The following is a 20,548-nucleotide window of genomic DNA, read 5'->3' as shown; positions in this document are numbered from 1 at the left end:
TAGTATGTGATTGACCAGATTACCTACTAAAGTGTCGTTTATTCGATTGTAATATTTCTAGAAAATCCTGAACCGTTACTGTTAACACCTATTGTAGAACCCAAATCAAATGCTTGATTGAAGTCTACAATAAAGCTGTTATAGCCTTGTGCTGTTGTCGTTGGAATTACGCCATTAATAGACACAGAGTAACTTGTTTGATAAGGAGATAATACTATTTTAGATGTATTTTTCTCGGCATTAATATTCACACTCAAACTGTTTACACACACCACACCAGCATCACCAAACGGACTGGTATCACCAATCCAAGGAGAGAATAAGTTTGGATCCTCTACTCTCAAGTCACTTGCCAAATATGGTAGAGAATAGTTAATACTTTGAGTATTTTCACTGCCATTCAAGAAAGTAGAAGCCTCAAAACGCACTTTTACCCAGCTTGAATAACGAATTGGATAGCGAATCTCAAAGTCTGCACGACCTTCTTCATCAGTCACGAATGAATAACCGTCATCAGATAGTGTGCCACCAATAATTGCTACGGGATTGATAGCATCAAGACTATTGTTGCTATTCACATCTTCATCACTATCTAAAGTATAGTTATATTCAGGACTGTCTTCACTAATAATCCAATCCGTCTTCTGCAGTACAGGAACTAATTCTGCAAAAGTTATAGGTTCAGGTGTATTCACATTGCCATCGGCGTCTGTAGTATTGGCCGCTTGATAAGTCACATTGCTATCAAGCAAACAAACTTTACCTTGAGCATATTCAATAGCATAAGACTTGATCGATACTTCTTTATTTGGTACCGCGCGCCCTGAGCCATCCATAACAGATATTGAACCGCGAACCGTGTAATAAATATTATCAGTAGATAAGACATTACTAAACGCTAAGGTTGTATAAACCGCTTCTTTCGATACCGTAATATTAGTTGTTTTGGTACCAATGCTGGCATTGTCGTTTAATAAGCGAGCATTAATAATCACGCCACCGATAGGTGAGCTGGCATTGGCTTGATATACCACACGCGCCTCGCCTTTGCTGTTTGTAACTGCGGTAGCAGCAGATAAGCGGCCAGCTGATGAATCTGCAGCACGACTGAATACAACCGTTTGCCCTTCTACTGGCACATCATTTTTGTCTTTAACCGTGGCAACAACTTCTGTGCTACTGCCGGGTGTGATGACTGATTTCACTGCTTGAAACAGCATCTTCGCAGGTGTAGTGGCTCTAAAACGGGTATCAACTGTGGTTTGATATTTAAGCGCGCCGTTAGTCATTTCACCCAGCACAGTTGCCTGTAATACAGTTGTACCAGCAAGCGTAGACGTTAGCACCACAGGGACAGTAATAATATTGCCTTGAATATTGCCTGCAGTGATTGCTTGAGTAACAATCACATTATTGTTAGCAAATGTACCAATCGTTGTTTGTACCTCTACAACCTTACCAATAAGCGCAGTCGCTTGGGCTGGAGAGTCAGTACGGATTTGTACATTAATATTTTGTGCCGCATTGACATCATAGACATTTTCAATATTAATAAAACTAATACCTGCTTGTGATACTTTAACCAAATCAAGACTGCTAGTACTACGCTGTGCAACTAGTGCACGCTCACCAGTGGCTCTGGCAAAAATACGTAAGTTACCGTTATTATCAAAATTCAAATCAGCTTCGTTAATATTAAATACTGCTTTACCATCTACATTACTAGTAGCAGTCGCACTAGAATGGATAATATCACCGTTCGCGTCGACTAACTCCATATCAGCATTGGCAATAGCACGTCCCGCACCATCTACTAATGTGGTCGTGATAGTAGTAGATGCGCCATCTTTTAGATTAGCGTCTGTAGCTGTAATAGTAATTTCTGTACCGATAGCTGATAGGCTTAATGATTTCTCTTCACGCACTTGCATGCTGACTTTGCCATCTGCATCATATTGTGGCGTGACGATTTTGGCATTGATTACTACGCTATGATTTAGACGTGAATTGATAGAATTGGCTGCTAAGATGACGCCAATATCGATCTGACCATTAGCATCAGTAGTTACCATGCTTGGTGTAGTTAAAGCCGCTCCACTTGCTTCTAGAGCTTCGATATTCAGCTGTACAGGCACCCCTGCTAAGATACCACCTTTACTGTCAGTCACACGGAAAGTGGCATTAGTTTGATCGCCACCAGTGTTTAAGGTAGGTTTATCCGAAGATGCTATTAGCTGATAACTATCAATCGTAGCCGTATCGACTGCAACGATGTAATTTTGCTCCAACTTGACATTTTCAGCAGTCGTCGTGGTCGCTGTTAATCGAATACCAGCTTCTAGAATTGCTTGATTAACGTTAGCACCATTTTCAAGTGTCAAGTTAAAAGTTGCCACGCCATCACTGTTAGTATTCGCAGTCCCATTAGAGACACTAACGCCTGTTCTTAAAGGATCATCAACATTTAAACTTACTTCACGATTGGCAACAGCGCCATCTTCATTCTCTAAACGAACAAATACTTTGAAAGTATCACCTTTGGTATTAACGACTTTATTCGCACCTATTGTTAAATTCTCTTTAGTACCGTTTACATCTGGTGTCACAGTTGTGACATTGGCTGCTTGAGTAACAATATTACCGTTAACGTCAGCAGCAGATAAAGCAATACTAATGCTACTGCCGATAGCAGATTTTTGTGATTCAGTTAAGTTGTTTGCCACAGCGATAGTGAATACTGCTTTACCTGAGTTATCAGTGGTTTGACTACCAGATATTAAGGTAACTCCTTTGCTAGCGATAGAAGCTGGTAATGAAAGGAAGATGTTTTGTCCAGTGATAATATTACCTTTACTGTCTTTTGCTACTACTTCAATCTGTGTTTGACCACCATTTAGGTTTAAAGCATCTACTGGGTTAGCTAATAGAGAAATGGCCGATGTCATCGACTGGACTTTGATTTTAACTTGCTGTTGTTTTCCAGTCAGTGTTTCTGTCAAAGTAGCTGTTAATACTTGCTTTCCAAGCGTCTCTTTTTGCGCATCTGTCAAGTTGGCTGGTACCACCACATTAAAACTAACAAGGCCAGTAGCAGTTGTACTTGCAGTAATAGTTGATGATCCAATTTGACCATTCACGGTCAACAAACTGGCCAGTTGTTTATTAGAAAAGGTCAATTTAACAGGCTGACTTGCAATTTGCTCACCAGAAGACTGGTCATTCAACTGGGCTTGTATGCTAGAATTACTACCAACGTTATTGAGGATATAGCCTGCTTGGCTGTTAATATTATTAGTAGCATTCAGAATATTTAGAGTGACCACTGGAGTGATAATGGTGACTTTTGTGGCTGCAGAGTTATAGACAATACCGTTTTCAACATAAGACAATTGATAATTAATACCAGTATTTTTAAGGTCGGTACGTTCAGCGGCTGTTAGATCACTTGGTATATTAACCGCAAATAAGGCATCACCATTGAAGTCAGTCATCGCCGACTGTGTGACAGTGACTCCATAACTAAGTGCCTTGGCCCCCAATTGAATAGTAATTTCTTTATCTGAAACCGGCTTAACGTTGCTACCTTTAGTCGTCAGCTTAACACTGATATTACCGTTACCACCTAGCTCACTGATAGATGGTGTCGCAATAGATGCAAACTGAATACTGGTTGCTGGCTGCGCAACTTTGATATTTCCTGGCAACCTAGACTGAGTGCCATCCTCGTCCGTTATTACCGCTGTATAACCAATTCCCGACTTTATCAAATTTTCACGTTGCGTTGGCGTTAAGCTTTTGCTGATGCCAATACTAAATTCTGCTATTCCACTACTATCAGTAATAAGCTCATTACCGATAATAGTAATTCCAGTACTTGTACTTTGATCTAACACTACTTTGACTGTACGACCCACTGCTGCACTACCGTTCTTACGTTTACCAGAAACTTGCAGTTTGAACTGTTCTGCTAGCGCGCTAACCGTCGTAGGTAAGCTTTGTGCTGATAATTGGATATCGCTCTGACCTATGTCTGAGCCAATACGAATCTGCTCGCTACTGACAGAGCTCGGTACTCCTGAAGATTCTATGATGCTTGCTGTTAAAGCAAATGCTGTCGCTTTTTCTAACTGTAGTTTCTGATCTTCTGTCAAGTTGTTAGGCACTCTTACTGTGTAGCTAACTTCACCTTTACTATCTGTTATTTGCTCAGAGTTATTCTGTAGCGTTAATAGACCAGCATTAGCTAAGTCCTTGGGCAAGCTTGCTGTAACTTTCTGACCTGCAATGATACCGCCGCGACTATTATTAACACGGAAACTAATAACAGCACTACCACCTGAGCTTGATAGTTCTTTCTTGTTGCTTTCATTAAAGTTAATTTTATATTCTGCAGTAGGTAGATAAACTATGCTAGAAGCTGTTTTTGAGGTTGATGAACGATTAGGCTCAGTTAAGACAACCGTATAGCTAATACCGTCTTTGATAAGAGTTTTGCGGTCAGCCTCACTCACAGTCGCATCAACGTTCAAGGTCACATTGGCTTGCCCTTGAGCATTAAAAGTCACTTTGTTAGAGCTTAGGCTCACGCCAGTCAATTCATCATTAAGTTTAATGGTAGCTGTCGACCCACTGATAGCTGTCGGTACTTTAGAATTTTTAGCAGTAGCAGTAATAGCAATAGTTTGACTGTCGCCATAAGCACTAAGACGACTAGAGCTACCAGTCACTGTTAAAGCATAATCAGAGACAGGAAGCGCTGCTTTGAATTCACCTTTAGTTTCTTTAGTAGCGCCACTTTCTTCTGCAATATTGATAGCATAAGCGATCGCTTTACCTACTAGCGCTGTACGGTCAGCGACTGATAATTTATCATCAACTTGAATTGTAAATGTCGCTAGACCGTTATCATCAGTAACTTTGGTACTACCGCCAACGATAGCAATTCCTTTGACGTTGGCAATACCTAAGCCAACCGCTACATCTTTGACGCGAGCACCTTTACTATTTTTGGCAATAACACTAAGGGTTGCCGTATCACCATATACGTTTAAAACGTTATTGGAGACCGAGCTCGTAGTTAACGAAGTACTGATATCAAGCTCACTTTCGATAACTTGGGTACCGTCACCACTACCTTTTTTGCTGACTGAAACTTTTAGCTCTTGCGGTGCAACCGCAGTGCCATCTGCTTTCTTAGCAGTCGCTACTAACGTAAAACCATTTTTTATCAGGTCATCTTTATCAGCAACTGCTTGCGGATTGAGCTTTAATGCATATACTGCATTGCCATCATTGTCCGTGGTTTGGGTGCTTTGACCTTCGATAGTGATACCGTTATTTTCAGAATCCACTACTTTTAGAGTCACGGCTTTACCAACCATCGCTCCACCAGATACTTTTTCAACAGCTTTAACCGTAACGCTAAAGGCTGCTTGCTCATCAGACAACTCAATAATAGTAGGCGCTGTGCTCAGTTTTTGGATAAAGAAGTCTGGCTCGACGTCTGGCACTTGTTCGCCACCACCAGTATTACCATTACCACCAGTACCAGGTTGCGTGATACCCAAATCAGGCGCCGGTGCAACAGAATCTACGGTATCACCGTCACCGCCGCCACCGCAGCCTGCCAATGCTAAAGCACAAGTCAAAGAAGTGAGCTGAAACAGTTTAGAGGTAAAAGGCAATGAGCTATATGACATTTTTTGGACTCCGCGTCAGCAGTAATTTATTCGAACAAATAAGCGAAAATCATTACACAGAATCATAATAGATTGGTAATGATACATAGATTTACATTAATACCCGTTGTATTAACAGATTGTATTAAATATATAACAGCAACTTTACTGACTTTTGTTATAACTTACAACTAAAAATTAATCTTTACTATTAAATAATCAACAACATAGACAGCGAATTTCAGGGTATAATAGCCATCCTTTAGATCGACAATAATCATAAAAATATTTGAGTATTCATCGCTTTTATGGTATAAATGTCGGCTTTAAAATTTTCTGAATTGGTACGCTTGTTATTTGCCTTTAGATAACAGCAATATCAACTCAACATTCATATAGTTTTGTTTGGTGCAAAGCTGCCGCTTGCTGTGTCCATGCCGCAAAAACGTGCAACTTGCCCAGACTGGTATGAGAAAAACTCATACCTCATAGATTAGGAGTTCGCCATGTCTCGAGTTTGCCAAGTGACTGGAAAGCGCCCTATGGTGGGTAATAATGTTTCGCACGCAAACAACAAAACCCGTCGTCGCTTTCTACCAAACCTTCATAACCATCGTTTTTGGGTAGAGTCTGAAAATCGTTTTGTACGTCTACGTGTGTCTACCAAAGGTATGCGCACTATTGACAAACTTGGTATCGATAAAGTGTTAGCAGATATGCGCGCACAAGGTCAAAAAGTATAAGTAACGACTGGCAGCTTAATGTCTCGATAATTTTCGTCATTTAAGCTGCTTTTCTACTACATCATTATATTTGTAGTTACTTAATATTTTAGATCCGTACCTATCGTTTGAAGACCCCTCATTTACAGGAAAGCTATCATGAGAGATAAAATTAAATTAGTATCAACAGCTGGTACTGGGTATTACTACACCACTACTAAAAACAAACGCACTATGCCTGGCAAAATGGAAATGAAGAAATTCGATCCAAAAATTCGTCAGCACGTGATGTTTAAAGAAGCTAAAATCAAATAACTGCTATAATTTATAGAATATATTTTCATAAATACTTCCTATAAATAAGTTATTTGAAAAAAAAGGGTATATCAATTGATATACCCTTTTTTATGCTTGCTACTTTTTATGATAACTATTTTAATTGACTACTACTAGCCAGCTTAACAGCAACCCAGCTCATCACTAACTATAGTGCGTCGGCTCTTTGTCATAAACATGCGCATGCCATTGGCTCATCTGCTTTTGCATAATGACCTGAATCGCCGCATGAATCATATGCTGACCTATCGCTTGGGTATCACTACCGAGCAGCTCTTTAAGCTTTTCAGAAAAATCAATGGTCATCAGCGGCGCTTCGTCTTGTTCCGCGTCACGTAACAATAAGCGACCATCTTCTGCCTCTACCAACTCAAGGGTAGTCTCTTTGGCAAATCCTGCAAATTGATCCGTACTTTCGTTATCTACTTCTATATCATTATCGATATCGTATGGCATGAATTGGTTCCTCATTGTCCCGTCTAATACTTGCAAGAAAAATCGCGCGTCGCAACATTATTGTTTTACAGTAATACGGGTAAAACTATCTTAGTCATACAATGGACGCTTTGGTCTTGAAATTCAAGGCTTGTCACATAAGTCTTCTACATAAAGGCTTTTTGGGTGTGCTATCACTGATAGTATTAGCGCCAGTAGCGTAATTTTGCCACAGTAAATAAGAAGGCAACAAACATACCGAGATAGTACATAAGCTTTAACTCTAATGTCGGATCTCGATATTTAAACGGTAAGGCTACAGTGGCGGTGGCGGTCGGAAATATCAACAGCATAAGCAGCCAGTTTTCGATAACATTGAGCCAGCCTTGTAAATCAGTACCGTTACGAAATGATGCCAGCCCTAGCAGCAAACAGGCGATAATTAAGCTGGTAAATAAGCCATTGGGTAGATCTTTTGGATAGATGATATTGGCAATCTTGGTCGGTATGATTCTCATGTAAAATTCCAGTCACGCTTGCAGCGCGTGACTTAATAATTAAAAATTGTATAAAAACAGCCTATCATAAATATTGCAGTGCACTATTTACCAAACAGCTTTATCTCTGCTCATAAGACTCTAACTGTAAGTACCCATTAACCAAAGCATCGATATACAAGAGGTTAAATAACCCAAGCTAATGGCATTCCAGCTCTCTATATGCATGCCTTTAACTTTGTTAAGTATCTTCGAACCTAGCCAAAAAAACAGGGGAATGCCCAGCATAAATGCAGGCACAATGACCGCAGCATGACGTAATACTTCACCAGTATCATCACCCACCATTAGCCGAAAGCCGTAACCCGCCAGACTTAGAACCAAAGCAAATACAGCCAAGCCAATAGTAATACCCTTTGGCACCAGACTGCGTTGCTGTGTCTCATTCTGAATTGGCTGCTCAGTGCTTTGCTCTGACTCAGGTAATTCTAACGAATTGATTGAGTTTTTTGTGTCCATATTTCACCTTTACGTAACTTGCCGTTATGCATCGTTATCCGTTATACAGCACTTTTTGCTACTATTCTTTTATGACGAAAATGACTGACGAACGTATTTACCAGTCACATAAGACCGTGGTTATTCGTTACCATTAGCCAAAGCCAGCTCAGCACGCATAGCATCAATAGCCGCTTTATAGTCATCTTGGTTAAAGATCGCCGACCCTGCCACAAACATATCCGCACCCGCTTCGGCAATGGCTCGGATATTACTAGCTTTGATACCGCCATCTACTTCTAATCTGATGTCACGACCACTGGTGATGATACGCTGACGGACTTGGCGAACTTTGTCTAAAGTCCCTTCAATAAATGACTGACCGCCAAAACCTGGGTTGACGCTCATCAATAAAATTTGATCTACCTTGTCCATCACATAGTCTAAATAATGTAATGGCGTTGCGGGATTCAATACTAAACCACATTCAGCACCGCCATCTTTGATCAGCTGTAAAGAGCGATCAATATGCCCACTGGCTTCTGGATGAAAAGTGATAACACTCGCACCTGCCTCCAAAAACTGCTCAATGATGCCGTCAACTGGTGATACCATCAAATGCACATCGATTGGTGCATCAATCCCATAATCACGCAGCGCCTTACAAATCATACTGCCAAAGGTGAGATTGGGTACATAATGGTTATCCATTACATCAAAATGAATCACATCAGCACCTGATTCCAACACCCTTTCAACTTCTTCACCTAGACGTGCAAAATCAGCTGAGAGTATTGATGGGGCGATAAGGTAAGGTTTAGAAGGAATAATCATAGTTGAGCTACCTGATTCTGTTGAAATAAAATACGAATAAAATAAAAAGAAATTAAGGACTGACTTAAAAAAACTGAGCCTTTAAAGCAATAATATTAAGAACTCAAACCACTAGCGCTGCTTATACTGGGTTTTGCAATAAGCACGACCGACATCGAAGCCTCGCTTAGCTTGATGTTTGGTGGCTCGGTTGCTCACGCGCTGACGCCATAAGCGAAAAGATGACGGCTTTAGCGTTTGGCGCATCAGCTTAATCACGCCTGCTTCATTGAGACCATAGCTATGCTCTATCGCCGCAAACGGTGTTCTGTCCTCCCATGCCATTTCTATCACTCGTGAGACTTGCGCGTCATCTAGCACTTTATCACCCGACTCATTGACTACGGTTGCGATAAGCTCATCTGAACGTGTCTGTCTGTCATTTGATTCAGTACTAATATCATCATGCTGATTATTTTTTAGAGCCGCGGTCATATCGGCTTGCATGGTCGCAAGCGATGACTGAGCGGTTTGCTGCTTACAAGCCAAACCATCGACTACTAATGCTGTCAGATTACTTACCATAAAACCTTACCTTTAAAGATGCTTAACAGATACTTAGCCAATTTTTATTTTACATTAATCTATTTTATATCAATAAGTACGCTTGACTAAATAACCAGCGTAACTGTCTGTCAATTTATCGATCAGATCATCATTCTAATACTGGACTTAGCTCATTTGCGCCATACGCCAGTGATGTTCAATATGATCGTTAATCACCGTTTGTATAAAATAGTAGCTATGATCGTGACCCGCCTGATAACGCAAGGTTAAGGGCTGACTGGCTTTGTCACAAGCGCGTTGTAATTGGGTGGTTTGCAGTTGACCCTCTGCTAAAAAATTATCAGCCGCGCCTTGATCCACCAAAATACTTGCATACTGCTGCCCCGATTTTTCAATCATCTGCGCAGCATCTGCCTGCGCCCATCGTGATTTATCATCGCCGAAGTATTCTGTATAAGCAGCTTGCCCCCATGCCGACTCACTGGCCGCGCACACAGGCGATAAAGCTGAGACACTCACAAACTTGCCTGGAAACTTAAAGCCCAATAGTAATGCTCCGTGACCGCCCATCGAATGCCCTGTCACGCCGATACTGTCAATAGGAAACTCTGAGCGTAACAAGTCATATAACTCATCAACGATATAGCTTTGCATATTAAAATGCTCTGACCAAGGTGCTTGCGTCGCATCGACATAATAGCTGGCACCCTGACCAACAAAATAGCGGTCGTCGTTTGGCACATCGCTGTCATCACTACTTCGAGGTGATGTATCAGGGGCGATAAATATCATGCCAAGCTCGCTACATTTTTGCTGAAAATGCGCTTTGTGGGTGACATTATCAGCATTGCAAGTGAGACCTGATAAATATAGAATCGCAGGACAACGGCGACCAGCAAGCGCTTCATCTGGCAGATAAATGCTAAAGGTCATCGGCGTTTTGGTCGATGATGATTGATGGCTATAGTAATGCTGCTCACCATCGAAACAGCGGTTGACGCTGATCTGCGTGATTTTTGAGTTGGTAGATAAACTGTGTTTATAAGAGTTGTTCATAAGCGACATCCTTTTTATCCAAAGTAAAGTACACGATGACTTATAAAAAGCATTGGTAAAGTAATACTAGTACTTCTCCAAACTCACTTAGTACTCAATCATTATACCATTCACAAGAATTAAAGTAGTAAGGAAAGCGAGTGTCAGTATTACAGATTCTAGACTGAACGAGCTTAATACGGCTCATCGTGATTTTTGGGTTGCGGGTTTTGGGTTTACTGTTAGTTGTTAATTGGCAGTGATCGCAGTATTAGCCACTGGCTGACCAGAAGCACTATCCTCTGCGATATTAATGGCGATAGAATCACTGTCATTAATAATGCTGGCGACTGGTGGTCGGATTTTATCAAACAATACTTGTTCGAACGCTGGCAAAGCAGTCTCCATCAGACTACCAATCACCATCTGCGGCTCTGATGGTTCAAAACCCATCGCACTTTCACGCTCATTCACACGCAAACGGGCATCTTTAAAGGCAGATTCAAAACTGGTATTGCCACGCAGGCTTTCAGCAAAAAACGCTTGCCCAAAATAGGTCATCTCAGCTGTGTTGGTGCAGCCAAACGATGCTTTGTCAGCGGCTGATGCAGTAATCACTACCGTAGTCGGTGATGCCAATTCATCGATAAATGAGCCTGAATAGCAAGCAGATACCACAATCACCCGCCAGCGAATACCTGAAGCGTCTAGCGCCTCCCGTAACCATGCGGCGTCTAGATTCTCCATTGCTAATGGTGGATTTGCTAATTGAATGATATTTTCGTTGCCGTGTGAAGACAAGGTTAGGAATAACACATCCTCATCGGCATTCATCTGCTGACCAATTTTCTTTAATCCACGTAGAATGCTGGTTTTGGTAGCGATTGGCTCATCAAGCCAACTATAAGTATTGTTGATCAACGAGAGTGAATGTCCACTAGTGCCAAAACGCACATCGAACAGCTCACGCACTTTATTAATCTCAGAGCGAAAAACATCTTGACCAGAGAATCCTGCCACACCCATAAAATACCAGTCGGTCTTGCCCGAAGTGCTGGGATCGATACTATTTAATGCTTGCTGTAACAAACGAGGCTGCTCATATAATGCTGCTTCTGCTAAAACAGGCTCTACAGGAATCTGCTTAAATATAGGCTGATCCGCGACATTACGCTGCCAAATCGTCAACAGTGCGACTGCACCTACCAATACAATGACCCGCTCCCACCACGGTATGCGTAGACGACGAGAAAAAATCCATAATAACGCCAACGTCTGCCATAAAAACAGCACCAAAAACAGTATGGGTAAAAGTGAATAGCTCCAATCTGGTAACCAACCATAACTGCCCAAAAACTGCACCAAACTTTGTAATAGTGCAGATAAGGTATCAGCCACTAGCCACAATACCACGGGCACAAACACCAACGTTTGATTGCCAGAACGCCGTGCCAAAATGATGCCGCCCAATAAAATTATCATCGGCCAAATTAAGTAGCTGACCAACCCTTGCTCATTAAAGATACTGCCATTTTCCGCGGCCAACCACGAAAAAAGTACATTACTACCGAGTGCCAATAGTGCAAATACGGCAAACTGGATAAATGTAGGTTTTACCCAAGAAAACGCGCGCGTCGACCCTACTAGCATCCACAAGGTTGCAATAATATTGGCAGCGAAATTGAGCGAAAAACGCTGAAGCGATACGGTTTTTAACGACGCAAGTGACAAAGACTTAAACCTCTAGCCAGTCGAGAAAAGAAAGTGAGTTGATGATGATTTTTGGTGTGGCAGCTACCTACGAAATGTCATTAATTCACATTTTTTATATAGCATATGGACATCAAGATTACATGCAATTCACAATGAGATAATTTTAAGAGACGAATAGCAAAGACTAAAAATATGACTAGACAGTTTAGCTCGCTAATATAACGCGATTGTAACGGATTGTCGGTCAAGAGGATAAGGCTGATTTGTAAAATTCGCTTAAATTTGGCTAAGAACATATAAAAAAGGAGGTCTTGAATCCAAGACCTCCTTTTTTCTCAAAAATGACTGTATCAAAGACTCACTACTATCTCATCAAAAGCTCATTCACACGTTTTAGATAAGCGGCTGGATCATCTAACTGACCGCCATCTGCTAGTAAGGCTTGGTCAAAAATTACTTGGGCCAATTTATCAAAGTCGACGTCAGATTGCTCGCTAGTCTCTAACTTTTTAATCAATGGATGATCAGGATTTACCTCAAGCGTTGGCTTGCTTTCTGGCACATCTTGACCCATTTGCTTAAGCATCTGAATCATTTGTGGTGATAGCTCACCTTCCCCAACGACCAAGCAGGCAGGACTATCAACCAAACGCGTTGATACTTTAACGTCTTTGGCACGTTCGCCTAACGCTGCTTTAAGTTTATCAACGACTGGCTTCATGGTTTCTTGCGCTTTTTCAGCTTCCGCTTTTTCGGCTTCGTCTTGCAAGTCGCCCAAATCAACGGCACCTTTCGCGATATTTTGTAGCGGTGTCTCATCAAATGAGGTCAAGAAGTTCATCGCCCATTCATCAACACGGCTGGTCATCAAAATAACTTCGATACCTTTCTTTTTAAACAGCTCAAGTTGTGGGCTATTTTTAGCAGCTGCTAGATTGTCAGCCGTGAGATAATAGATGGCTTTTTGACCGTCTTTCATACGCGCTTTATAGTCTTCAAAGCTGGTCGTCACACTATCCTGAGTACTGGTTGCATAACGCAGCAATTTGGCAATACGTTCTTGATTGCCCATGTCTTCGCCAACGCCTTCTTTGATAACATCACCAAATTCAGCGTAGAACTGCGCGAATTTTTCTTGCTTATCACTGTCTTCACTGTTGGCAAGACTGGCTAGCAAAGTCAAAATGCGACGGGCGTTACCATCACGAATAGACTTCACATCACGCGACTCTTGTAATAGCTCGCGGCTGACGTTCAATGGCAAGTCTGCTGAATCAATGACCCCTTTGACGAAACGCAGGTACATTGGCAATAATTGCTCAGCTTCATCCATAATAAAGACGCGCTTCACGTATAGCTTTAGACCATGCTGCTGCTCACGAGTATATAAATCGACAGGGGCTTTTTTAGGAATATACAATAGCTGAGTATACTGAACGCGACCTTCGACACGGTTATGCGTCCATGCTAGTGGCGCGTCCATGTCATAGGTGATATTTTTATAAAAATCGATATACTCTTCATCTTCAATCTCAGATGCCGTACGTGTCCATAGCGCGCTGGCTTTGTTGATAGTTTCCCATTCATCGGTCAATACCATCTCGCCACCAGCAGGTGCATCGTCGTTCTCATCTTCTTTGACATCTTCTTGCCAAACTTCTTTACGCATCTGAATCGGTAAGCTGATATGGTCTGAGTATTTATTAACCAACTGCTTAATTTTGCCACGGTCTAAATAGCTGTCTTCACCCTCACTATATTGCTCTTTTAAATGCAAAGTAATGGCGGTGCCACGAGTTTCTTTCGCGATAGGTTCAACCGTAAAGCTACCCGTACCATCTGATACCCAGCGCACGCCCTTATCCGCAGGCTCGCCCGCTTTGCGTGATTCGACGCTAATCGTATCGGCAACGATAAAACCTGAATAGAAGCCAACCCCAAACTGTCCGATTAATTGACCATCTTGCTTTTGTGATTCAGACAGCTTGTCTAAAAATGCTTTAGTACCGGACTTGGCAATCGTACCTAGGTTTTCGATGGCATCTGCTTCATTCATGCCAATACCATTATCGGTAAAGGTGATGGTTTTGGCATCTTCATCGACCGTAATGCGAATTTTCAGCTCGCCATCGTCTTCATAAAGGCTGTCATCATTGGTCGCTTCAAAGCGCAATTTATCACAAGCATCAGAGGCGTTTGAAACCAGCTCACGCACAAAGATATCAGAATTAGAATAAAGCGAATGAGTCACTAGATGTAGCAGTTGCGCCACTTCCGCCTCAAAGGTATGTTTTTTTAATTCAGGGGTGCTTTCATTAGCGGCACTGTCATTAGCAGTGTCTTTATTAACATTAATATCATCAACATTTTTATTGTCTGCTGGGGTCTGTTCACTCATAAAAAACTCCTTTAATTTATGTCAAAAACGTATCATGAAATAGCAATCATTTGACTGTCTCTACTCAGCTACAAATTAAGCAGTTCAATTTCGAATATCGCTAAGCTGTTTATACTAATAGGGGCGCAGCAGAAAATTTCAAGCTAAAAAGCACAATTCAACAAAAACACCGCCCTAGTTTCCTAAGGCGGTGTCGTTATATCGATAATAGATTTAGCAAATAGATTTAGTAATACGTTTTTAGATAAACCTATCAACTATAAGCAGCTAGGCAAATGCAGCGCTGGATCTGACTCACGAGCATTCATCGCATCTTCAACCGTTAAGCCTAGTGCTTTAGCAACGCCTGCGCCATAAGCAGCATCACACCAGTTACAGTTGCGAATGTGGCGATACTGAATAAAGTCCGGCACACCAGCCATATTATTCGCTGTGTTTTCAAATAGCACTTGTTGTTGCTCAGCACTCATCAAATTAAACAATGCGCGAGGTTGGCTAAAATAATCGCTATCATCTTCACGGAAGTCATAATGCGCCGCGTAGCCGTCAATTTTTAATGGTGGCTCAGCATAATCAGGCTGCTCTTGCCACTGGCTAAAGCTGTTTGGTTCATAATGCGGGCGACTGCCATAGTTGTCATCGACGCGGCCTTGACCATCACGATGATTGCTCATCACAGGGCAACGTGGCTTATTTACCGGAATCTGTTGATGATTGACACCAACACGATAACGCTGAGCATCGGCATAGTTAACCAAGCGGTTTTGTAGCATTTTATCCGGTGAAACGCTGATGCCCGGCACTAAGTTACTTGGAGCAAATGCTGCCTGTTCTACATCGACAAAGTAATTGTCCGAGTTTTTATTTAATTCAAACTCACCCACTTCGATTAGCGGATAATCGCCTTTTGGCCACACTTTGGTCAAGTCAAACGGATGATATGGGACGGTATCTGCCTCAGCTTCTGGCATGATTTGCACGTACATTTTCCACTTTGGAAAATCGCCATTTTCGATGGCATCGTACAAATCTTTTTGATGACTTTCACGATCAGAACCAACCACCTCTGCCGCTTCTGCATCGGTCAAGTTCTTGATGCCTTGTTGCGTACGGAAATGGAATTTTACCCAAAAACGTTCTTTAGCCTCATTCCAAAAACTATAAGTATGCGAGCCAAAGCCATGCATATTTCTGTACGAGGCTGGCAGACCGCGATCACTCATAACGATAGTAACTTGATGCAAAGCTTCTGGTAATAAAGTCCAAAAGTCCCAGTTGTTGGTCGCCGAACGCATATTGGTACGTGGATCACGTTTGACGGCTTTGTTTAGGTCTGGGAATTTGCGCGGATCACGTAAGAAGAACACAGGTGTATTATTTCCCACCATATCCCAGTTACCTTCTTCGGTGTAGAATTTCAAAGCAAAACCGCGAATGTCGCGCTCAGCATCAGCCGCGCCGCGCTCACCTGCGACGGTACTAAAGCGCGCAAACATCTCAGTCTGTTTACCCACTTCGCTAAAAATATCCGCACGGGTATATTTAGTGATGTCATTGGTCACGGTAAAAGTACCAAATGCGCCAGAGCCTTTGGCGTGCATACGGCGCTCTGGAATCACTTCACGGACGAAATTTCCTAACTTTTCATTGAGCCAAACATCTTGCGCCAATAATGGGCCGCGTTTGCCTGCGGTCATGCTGTTTTGATTATCTGCCACTGGTGCGCCATTGCCCATGGTCAATTGGGTCGGTGCATAAGGACATTTTTTATCGCTCATATCATTGTTCATATCGTTGCTCATAGTCATACTCCTGTGAATAGCAAATGGATTAAAGTACAAAACCTATTCTGAATACGCTTCTATTAATAGCTCCAGAATAGTTGTCAGCTTGTTCGAAAAACGGTTTGTTTTTTTCATAGTAATGTCTAATGACAGTCATGTTCTGTGGTTAGATACTATTACAACCCATTACCATTGATTTGTATAATTAATTAATTACATGCTTTCGTTTTGTTTTTCAGAACCACTTAACTTGTTTTTTACTCATCCAAATACTTTACTCCTTAGGATGGTTGTTATTAATAACGATAAATATTAACAGTGCAAGCACTCTCTATTAGCCTTGCTATCACTTTTTTAAAGCGAATTGACCATATCAAATATAGCTTAATTAAATACCACCGAGCAATTAACGCGGCATCGGACGAATGGTCAAAATTTGCTCACTACGACCAAAAGGGCCATTGATGTCATGTAACACAGCGCTCGTTAAACCAATGCCATCATTGCCATACTGCTGCACCGCTTCGATGCCAAGCCAGCGACCTTGCGGCGCGCGGTGCATATGAATTTGCAAATCCGTATTGGGAAACATCCATTCTAATTCTGACAAGCCAAGCCCAAGTCGCGGCACAACGCCATTGGCCGTATCAACCATGCCCAATAGATGCACCAAATCATCAGTCGGCTTGCCCTCGATCATCTCCATATCATTAGTAATCCAGACCATACCGCGTCCTGGGCGACGCTGCGTATCATCAGCGACCAAGCGCACACTTTCAATAAACCCGCCCGGCCAGCCTTTCATGTCTTCCCAGATGGGCAATTCTTCGGGCTTATGTACCGCTTTTTGGTCTTCAGTACCTGCAATCTCGCTGGTATCTTGGGTCATTAGACGCCATGCCCGCGCAATAATCGCATCACGACCGCGACTGCTCATGACTGCTTCAATCAGCTCAATGGTCTTGCCCGGACGAATACAACGCGTGGTAATGGTAAAGTCATCCAGTGGAATCAATCCTAAGATATCTAGGCTGATACGAGCGATACGCATGTTTTCTTGCGGCGCATAACTGTTTAGCTCAGCCGTGAGCAATCCTGTCGCTGGCGCCATATGCTGTTCATGCTCATTCCAAGCGCCTTGGGCATGTTTGGTTGGCTGATAATGTGCGACGTTGACGCCGTCTTCTCGCTGTTCGCGTTTGATAAAGTTATAATAAGCTGACATGACTGTCCTATGATTTATTTGATAAGCTCTTGTTGTTTTAATTTAAGAACCTGTCGACTCTTAATGACAAAAAATAATGCAACGACCATCGCGGCAATTAATACGCCATAAAAAACACTCTTTTCTCGCATAAAATGCAGAATATTACTGCCTAACACGAATCCCACCACCACGATGACAAACAAATTCACTTTCAATTGTTTGTTAACCTCAGCGAGAGTGGCTTCTGCCAATACAAATCCTTTTTTTTGCTTTTTCATTTTGCGTTACCTACTATACGTTACCTATTAGATGTCTTGTACAAAGCCTTATCTACTTACCCACTTGGGTGACTGGGATACGCAAGGCTTTAGGCAGACTGAAAGTGACATTTTCTTCGATGCCTGATAGCTCACTCGGTAAATCACCACCCCAATCTTGCAGCTGCTGTAGCACTTCTTGAATCAGTACTTCGGGTGCTGATGCGCCAGCGGTGACGCCGATACTCTGCACACCATCTAACCAGCTTTTATCCATCTCACTGGCATTGTCGATTAAATACGCACGGCAATTCATCCGCTCAGCCAGCTCACGCAGACGATTAGAGTTTGATGAATTGGGCGAGCCGACCACCAAGACCACCTCACAGCGACTGGCTAAGTCTTTTACCGCATCTTGGCGGTTTTGCGTGGCATAACAGATATCGTCTTTGCGCGGACCTTGAATACTAGGGAATTTTTCACGCAGTGCATCGATGACGCGCGCCGTGTCATCCATAGATAAGGTGGTTTGGGTAACAAATGCCAAACGTTCGGCATTTTTTACGCTCAATGCTGCCACATCGGCTTCGTTTTCAACCAAATGAATGTGACCGCCGTAGCGACGGTTAAAGCGCCCCATCGTGCCTTCCACTTCAGGATGTCCAGCATGCCCAATCAATACCGCATCCATACCCTCTTGCGCAAATTTAGCGACTTCGATATGTACCTTAGTGACCAGTGGACAAGTGGCATCAAATACGGTCAAATCGCGGCGCTCAGCCTCATCTTCGACAGCTTTTGATACGCCATGAGCAGAAAAAATAACGATAGAGCCGTCTGGCACTTCATGAAGTTCTTCCACAAAGACCGCACCGCGATTGGCCAAATCAGAGACGACAAATTTATTATGTACCACCTCGTGACGGACATAAATGGGCGGTTCAAAACGTGTCAATGCTTCGTTCACAATCGCAATCGCGCGATCCACACCAGCACAAAATCCACGTGGATTGGCAAGATAAATTTGCATAAGAGGGCCTATCATTAGATAATTTATTATTAAAGCTTAAATACACGACATTAATGTCAAAAGCTTTAATTCAAAAATTGGGATGAATTCATTACGCTACTTTAGCATAATTTACTTTTATTGCCTTTGAAAATAGCACGGTACTAGAGGCTGTTTTAACTAGAAGCAAACACATTCATACGTTCAAAGTATTTATCCATAGTGATAGCGTTAACTGCACTCAATGCACCAAAAATGTGATTTATACTAAATCGCCCTATGCCATCTTTACGCCGCTTCGATGATAACGACTGGTCAAAGGCGGCTTTAATTAAAATAAAAGCCACAAAAGCAGTTTATAATAGTGCATCGATGACAATGTCTATCGCCATACATGATGGCGATTTTTCTTTTTACCAGTTTTGAATTGTTTACTAAAACAGCTTTGGCTTTTTTATTCGCACAGATTTGACTAGCACACACTCCATTAGGACACATTGTATGACAGGTTCATTATTTATTATTACCGCCGCCTCAGGTACGGGTAAAACCTCACTGGTAAAGCAGCTACTTGCCACGACTAATGACTTAACCGTCAGCGTATCACACACCACGCGCACGCCACGTCCCGGCGAGATTGATGGTCACCATTATCATTTTACCGACGTCGAAAAATTTGTGACTGCCATCGGTGAAAACAAGTTTTTAGAACATGCTGAGGTCTTTGGTAATTACTATGGCACCTCGGAGCAAAGCGTGCGGACGCAGTTAGAAGCAGGCGTCGATGTTATTTTAGAGATTGATTGGCAGGGCGCACTACAAGTCAAAAAAATCTTTACTGACGCCATTATGATTTTTATTTTACCGCCAAGTATTGCCACTTTACGTCAGCGTCTATCGACGCGTGGGCAAGATACTATGGAGGTAATAGAGCAACGTCTGGCTGGCGCAGTGACTGAGATGGCGCAATATGTCCATTTTGATTTTGTGATTATTAATGACAATTTTGAGGTCGCTTTGACTGAGCTAAAAGCCATTATCGTGGCAGACAGGCAGACGCTTAAGCGTCAACAGCAGCGGTATCATCGCACCATCAGCAATTTACTTAGCAATAAAGTAGAAGAGTAAAGCAAGAGCGAAATACTACTGTCAACTCAGTCGATGAGCGCTTATTAATAGATACGTTAATAGACACGCAAAAAGCAACTACGCGGCTGGGCAAAAAATGCTATAATGTCTCGCTATCCCCCCTTTATATTTTGATATTATTTTTATTGAGTGGCGGGCAAGCTCCGTGACTAATAAAAACAACCGAGGTAGCTACATATGGCACGAGTGACGATTGAAGATTGTTTGGATAATGTTGATAATCGCTTTGAACTGATTTTAGTGGCAAGCAAACGTGCACGTCAATTGGCTAAAGGTATCGCAGAACCATTGGTTGATGTGGATAATGACAAGCCTACGGTATTGGCATTGCGTGAAATCGCTGCTGGTAAAATCACTCGCGATATCCTAAATCAGCCAGAGCACAACTTTGCCACCAGTTCATTAGATTTGGCACTGTCAGGCGATCATGGTTTTTAAGACACTGTATTA

The 20,548-nt window shown here is 42.2% G+C and carries 17 protein-coding genes; 4 read left to right on the top strand and 13 right to left on the bottom strand.

Features of this window, described 5'->3' with window-relative positions:
• Positions 1–38: 38 nt before the first annotated feature.
• On the bottom strand, positions 39–5,699 hold the full coding sequence (locus INT03_RS08400; protein ID WP_193008586.1) for a beta strand repeat-containing protein: 5,661 nt from the start codon (positions 5,697–5,699) through the stop codon (positions 39–41).
• Between the two features lie 485 nt (positions 5,700–6,184).
• Between INT03_RS08400 and rpmB the strand changes: the two genes are divergently transcribed.
• Positions 6,185–6,421, top strand: a complete 237-nt coding sequence (gene rpmB / locus INT03_RS08395; RefSeq protein WP_010201401.1) for a 50S ribosomal protein L28 — start codon at positions 6,185–6,187, stop codon at positions 6,419–6,421.
• Between the two features lie 138 nt (positions 6,422–6,559).
• A complete protein-coding gene (gene rpmG, locus INT03_RS08390; protein ID WP_045444249.1) occupies positions 6,560–6,715 on the top strand; it encodes a 50S ribosomal protein L33 in 156 nt (51 codons plus the stop codon).
• A 165-nt stretch (positions 6,716–6,880) separates the two neighbouring features.
• Here rpmG and INT03_RS08385 read toward each other — a convergent pair whose 3' ends face one another.
• The 12 genes from INT03_RS08385 to ispH form a co-directional block, all read right to left on the bottom strand.
• On the bottom strand, positions 6,881–7,192 hold the full coding sequence (locus INT03_RS08385; protein WP_045444246.1) for a hypothetical protein: 312 nt from the start codon (positions 7,190–7,192) through the stop codon (positions 6,881–6,883).
• A 185-nt stretch (positions 7,193–7,377) separates the two neighbouring features.
• Positions 7,378–7,689, bottom strand: a complete 312-nt coding sequence (locus INT03_RS08380; protein WP_193008585.1) for a hypothetical protein — start codon at positions 7,687–7,689, stop codon at positions 7,378–7,380.
• A gap of 120 nt (positions 7,690–7,809) precedes the next feature.
• Positions 7,810–8,187 (bottom strand): hypothetical protein, encoded by a 378-nt coding sequence (locus INT03_RS08375; RefSeq protein ID WP_226950189.1) that lies wholly within the window; start codon positions 8,185–8,187, stop codon positions 7,810–7,812.
• Positions 8,188–8,307: 120 nt separating this feature from the next.
• Positions 8,308–9,000 (bottom strand): ribulose-phosphate 3-epimerase, encoded by a 693-nt coding sequence (gene rpe, locus INT03_RS08370; protein ID WP_193008584.1) that lies wholly within the window; start codon positions 8,998–9,000, stop codon positions 8,308–8,310.
• A 111-nt stretch (positions 9,001–9,111) separates the two neighbouring features.
• On the bottom strand, positions 9,112–9,393 hold the full coding sequence (locus tag INT03_RS15065; RefSeq protein WP_374220464.1) for a TIGR03643 family protein: 282 nt from the start codon (positions 9,391–9,393) through the stop codon (positions 9,112–9,114).
• 318 nt (positions 9,394–9,711) lie between these two features.
• Positions 9,712–10,602, bottom strand: a complete 891-nt coding sequence (fghA, locus tag INT03_RS08360) for an S-formylglutathione hydrolase (RefSeq protein ID WP_193008583.1) — start codon at positions 10,600–10,602, stop codon at positions 9,712–9,714.
• Between the two features lie 228 nt (positions 10,603–10,830).
• A complete protein-coding gene (locus INT03_RS08355) occupies positions 10,831–12,312 on the bottom strand; it encodes a C13 family peptidase (RefSeq protein WP_193008582.1) in 1,482 nt (493 codons plus the stop codon).
• Positions 12,313–12,658: 346 nt separating this feature from the next.
• On the bottom strand, positions 12,659–14,692 hold the full coding sequence (htpG, locus tag INT03_RS08350) for a molecular chaperone HtpG (RefSeq protein WP_193008581.1): 2,034 nt from the start codon (positions 14,690–14,692) through the stop codon (positions 12,659–12,661).
• Between the two features lie 257 nt (positions 14,693–14,949).
• Positions 14,950–16,482: a catalase gene (locus INT03_RS08345; RefSeq protein WP_280513819.1), complete on the bottom strand. Its 1,533-nt coding sequence runs from the start codon at positions 16,480–16,482 to the stop codon at positions 14,950–14,952.
• Between the two features lie 400 nt (positions 16,483–16,882).
• On the bottom strand, positions 16,883–17,701 hold the full coding sequence (locus tag INT03_RS08340; protein ID WP_193008580.1) for a thioesterase family protein: 819 nt from the start codon (positions 17,699–17,701) through the stop codon (positions 16,883–16,885).
• Positions 17,702–17,715: 14 nt separating this feature from the next.
• On the bottom strand, positions 17,716–17,961 hold the full coding sequence (locus tag INT03_RS08335) for a hypothetical protein (protein ID WP_193008579.1): 246 nt from the start codon (positions 17,959–17,961) through the stop codon (positions 17,716–17,718).
• Positions 17,962–18,013: 52 nt separating this feature from the next.
• Entirely contained in the window at positions 18,014–18,970 is a 957-nt protein-coding gene (gene ispH, locus INT03_RS08330) for a 4-hydroxy-3-methylbut-2-enyl diphosphate reductase (protein ID WP_193008578.1), read from the bottom strand.
• Between the two features lie 480 nt (positions 18,971–19,450).
• On the opposite strand from ispH, the gene gmk reads away from it, so the two are divergent.
• Positions 19,451–20,077, top strand: a complete 627-nt coding sequence (gene gmk / locus INT03_RS08325) for a guanylate kinase (protein ID WP_055124697.1) — start codon at positions 19,451–19,453, stop codon at positions 20,075–20,077.
• A 198-nt stretch (positions 20,078–20,275) separates the two neighbouring features.
• On the top strand, positions 20,276–20,536 hold the full coding sequence (rpoZ, locus tag INT03_RS08320) for a DNA-directed RNA polymerase subunit omega (RefSeq protein WP_045444217.1): 261 nt from the start codon (positions 20,276–20,278) through the stop codon (positions 20,534–20,536).
• Positions 20,537–20,548 lie beyond the last annotated feature (12 nt).

It is taken from the genome of Psychrobacter sp. PG1 (genome assembly GCF_014897815.1).
In the GTDB taxonomy this organism is placed as follows: Bacteria; Pseudomonadota; Gammaproteobacteria; order Pseudomonadales; family Moraxellaceae; genus Psychrobacter.
The sequence above is the reverse complement of the archived record's forward strand: the minus strand, read 5'-3'. Positions and strand labels throughout refer to the sequence as shown.